The 3,489-nt window shown below is 48.0% G+C and carries 2 protein-coding genes and 3 pseudogenes; 3 read left to right on the forward strand and 2 right to left on the reverse strand.

Going from position 1 to position 3,489, the window contains the following annotated elements; translation table 11 throughout:
* Both RIG27_RS14215 and psbC read left to right on the forward strand, forming a co-directional pair.
* A pseudogene (locus RIG27_RS14215) lies at window positions 1-523 on the forward strand (photosystem II D2 protein (photosystem q(a) protein)); the annotation flags it as partial.
* A gap of 7 nt (window positions 524-530) precedes the next feature.
* Window positions 531-1,892 carry a photosystem II reaction center protein CP43 gene (gene psbC, locus RIG27_RS14220; protein WP_446346121.1) on the forward strand — a complete coding sequence of 454 codons (1,362 nt, stop codon included), beginning with the start codon at window positions 531-533 and terminating at the stop codon, window positions 1,890-1,892.
* 276 nt (window positions 1,893-2,168) lie between these two features.
* On the opposite strand, the gene RIG27_RS14225 is transcribed toward psbC, so the two are convergent.
* The gene (locus tag RIG27_RS14225) at window positions 2,169-2,633 is read right to left on the reverse strand and encodes an NPCBM/NEW2 domain-containing protein (RefSeq protein WP_446346123.1); all 465 of its coding nucleotides are present in this window, start codon (window positions 2,631-2,633) and stop codon (window positions 2,169-2,171) included.
* A 193-nt stretch (window positions 2,634-2,826) separates the two neighbouring features.
* Between RIG27_RS14225 and RIG27_RS14230 the strand changes: the two are divergent.
* A pseudogene (locus RIG27_RS14230) lies at window positions 2,827-3,055 on the forward strand (IS5/IS1182 family transposase); the annotation flags it as partial.
* A 15-nt stretch (window positions 3,056-3,070) separates the two neighbouring features.
* On the opposite strand, the pseudogene RIG27_RS14235 reads toward RIG27_RS14230, so the two are convergent.
* Window positions 3,071-3,400 (reverse strand): annotated as a pseudogene (locus RIG27_RS14235) (hypothetical protein); the annotation flags it as partial.
* Window positions 3,401-3,489 lie beyond the last annotated feature (89 nt).

The following is a 3,489-nucleotide window of genomic DNA, read 5'->3' on the forward strand; positions in this document are numbered from 1 at the left end:
CCGCTTCTTGCTGTTCTTCCAAGGGTTCCACAACTGGACACTGAACCCCTTCCACATGATGGGAGTGGCAGGTATCTTAGGTGGAGCGCTGCTGTGTGCCATTCACGGTGCAACCGTAGAAAACACCTTGTTTGAAGATGGGGAAGGGTCAAACACCTTCCGGGCGTTTAACCCCACCCAAGCCGAAGAAACCTATTCCATGGTGACGGCGAACCGTTTCTGGTCTCAGATTTTCGGGATTGCGTTTTCCAACAAGCGCTGGCTGCACTTCTTCATGCTGTTTGTCCCCGTGACAGGCTTGTGGATGAGTTCAGTGGGTGTGATTGGCTTAGCGGTAAACCTGCGGGCTTATGACTTCGTTTCCCAGGAAATCCGGGCGGCGGAAGACCCCGAATTTGAGACATTCTACACCAAGAACATTCTGCTCAACGAAGGAGTCCGGGCTTGGCTGGCGCCTCAAGACCAACCACACCAGAAGTTTGTATTCCCTGAGGAGGTACTACCCCGTGGTAACGCTCTCTAGTAGTTCCATGGTGGCGGGAAACCGCGACCAACAATCATCAGGTTTTGCCTGGTGGGCGGGTAATGCCCGTTTGATCAATCTCTCCGGTAAATTACTGGGGGCTCATGTTGCCCATGCTGGACTAATTGTCTTCTGGGCTGGGGCAATGACTTTATTTGAAGTTGCCCACTTTATTCCCGAAAAGCCCATGTATGAACAGGGCGCAATTCTTTTACCTCACCTAGCTACTCTGGGTTGGGGTGTAGGTCCCGGTGGTGAAGTGATTGACACATTCCCTTACTTTGTCGTCGGGGTGCTGCATATCATTTCCTCTGCCGTTCTGGGTTTGGGCGGTATCTATCACGCCGTTCGCGGTCCAGAAACCTTAGAAGAGTACTCCGCCTTCTTTGGTTACGACTGGAAAGATAAGAACAAGATGACCACAATCATCGGGTTCCACCTGATTGTTTTAGGTCTAGGTGCTTTACTGCTCGTAATCAAAGCCATGTTTGTGGGGGGTGTTTATGATTCTTGGGCACCCGGCGGTGGTGACGTGCGGATCATCACCAACCCAACGCTGAACCCAGCGGTGATCTTCGGTTATCTAACCACCTCTCCCTTTGGTGGAGAAGGTTGGCTCATCGGCGTCAACAACATGGAAGATATTATCGGCGGACATATATGGATCGGTCTGATCTGTATTTCTGGCGGTATCTTCCACATTCTCACTAAGCCCTTCGGTTGGGCACGTCGCGCCTTTATCTGGTCTGGAGAAGCCTATCTCTCCTACAGCTTAGGTGCGTTGTCCCTGATGGGCTTTATCGCCGCTTCGTTTGTTTGGTTCAATAACACCGCTTATCCCAGCGAATTTTATGGTCCAACTAACGCTGAAGCGTCTCAGGCTCAGTCCTTCGTCTTCTTAGCGCGTGACCAACGGTTAGGGGCAAATATTGCTTCTGCTCAAGGTCCGACGGGTCTAGGTAAATACCTGATGCGCTCTCCGACTGGAGAAATCATCTTCGGTGGTGAAACCATGCGCTTCTGGGATTTCCAAGGTCCTTGGTTAGAGCCGCTACGTGGTTCTAACGGACTGGATGTAGACAAGCTGAGAAATGATATTCAGCCTTGGCAACTGCGCCGTGCGGCTGAATACATGACCCATGCACCGAACGGTTCCATCAACTCCGTTGGTGGCATCATCACAGAAATGAACGGGTTTAACTACGTTAACCCCCGTGCATGGTTGGCTTCGGCTCACTTTATCTTAGGATTCTTCTTCTTGATCGGTCACCTCTGGCATGCCGGTCGCGCTCGTGCGGCTGTTGCTGGATTTGAAAAAGGTATTGACCGTGAGAGTGAGCCAGTATTGTTTATGGGTGATCTTGACTAGATTGGTTCATTTCATCCACTAAAACTTAATTGGCTTGAAGGCTCTTGTTGAAACGCAAGAGCCTTTTTTTAGTCTGAAGCCCCCTTGTGCAGATGTACTACACCAAGACTAAAGCCTTATTCCATCCCTAGAACACCGGTCCAGTAATCCCAGCTATAACGCAAAACGGTCATTCTGGCGCTCATCCTGAACGGAAAATCAGGCTCTTTACTATTAGTGGACTGGCGCTCTAGATCGAGTAGAACTTTAGTCTTATAAAAGAATGGGGTGAGACAATCAAGAATCTCTGAATAACTGAGCTTCAGTGAAATATAATGCCTTATCGTTGTTCCCGTTGCTGGTCACTTCAATCGTCAACGCTGTGGCTCCGGGAATGTCGACTGGGACTGATATAATTTGACGACCTTGACTTCGCTGGCATTCCCCTGCCCAAAGCAGTTCACCATCGGCAAAAATCTTGACAACGTAAGACCCAGCACTGGTATTACCAGATGTCAAATCTGGCAAACCAAATTGTAAGAGGGCAGCTTTTTGGTTGCCATCTAATTTGAAAACGAAGCGACTATTATTGGAATAGTAACTAACTCGGAAAAAGGACTTATATATTTTTCCGAGAATGACAATGTGGGTAGTGTTGACTGGGTTGTTCTCCACAGTGCTCACTTGACCATTTTTCACTGATATGGAAGCTTGCGTGAAACGAAGGATGGACATTATAGCGTTAAACCAACAAAATTGCATGATTATAACAAAACTCTAATACACTCCTTAACTGCCGTCGTTATGATGGGATAATCTCACGTATGGCTAACTAGGGCTTGCTGCACAAAGCCAAAACCCTTAGCTAGCAATGCTTAGAACCCTATTGACTGTTGTCCAAATACAAGGAAATCTGGTAAAATCCCTTCATATCCTTGCACCCCCGATCAGGTAGATGTACCGAAAAGTAGACTCAGTGCCTACGGAGCCAGAAAACTTTGAACTCCCCTTTGAGGGAAAGTTATCACGCATATTACCGTTGGGTAATCATGGCAAATCTAATGCCATGGTCAGAATTTGAAGAGGAATATGCTAAGAATTTTGCGATAGATATAGGAGCTCCTGCTCTACCATTTCGGATGGCATTGGGAGCATTAATCATCAAAGAGAAATTAGGAATAAGTGCGATCGCGTCGATTTTATTGTTGTGATGGATATTGATTGGTGGTAGTGTTCCCCGGATTGGGTGTCATAAGATTTGTCGGCGTAAGCCTCCGCTCAAAGCCACGAGCCAAAACGTGAAGGTTGTGAACAACGGCGGTACGTCGCCAGTCAAACAGGTTCTTGCGTAAACCGATATAGCGAGCGCGATTGCCTTGCCAACGTCCCAGATGTGCCAAGGAATGTTCAACTGCCGTGCGCTCTCGATTCTTAGCTCGTCCCAAAGAAGTTATAGCGCTTCGCGCTGGTCTAGTTACAAGGCGTGAATAAAGAATGTACAACTTCTCATCAGGTCTACTAGCTATGGCGATCGCTTATAGTCTTGCACATACGAATACGTGCCTTGGAGCTGATAGGAAATGGCGTGTCAGTCAGTCAAGTGAGTCGGGCATTTAAG

This window comes from Coleofasciculus sp. F4-SAH-05 (assembly GCF_040222985.1).
Classification (GTDB): domain Bacteria; phylum Cyanobacteriota; class Cyanobacteriia; order Cyanobacteriales; family Coleofasciculaceae; genus Coleofasciculus; species Coleofasciculus chthonoplastes.

Excerpts from the sequence above, each read along its gene's own strand:
- psbC (WP_446346121.1), top strand. The coding sequence starts at position 531 with ATGGTGGCGGGAAACCGCGACCAACAATCATCAGGTTTTGCCTGGTGG.
- RIG27_RS14225 (WP_446346123.1), bottom strand. The coding sequence starts at position 2,633 with ATGCAATTTTGTTGGTTTAACGCTATAATGTCCATCCTTCGTTTCACG.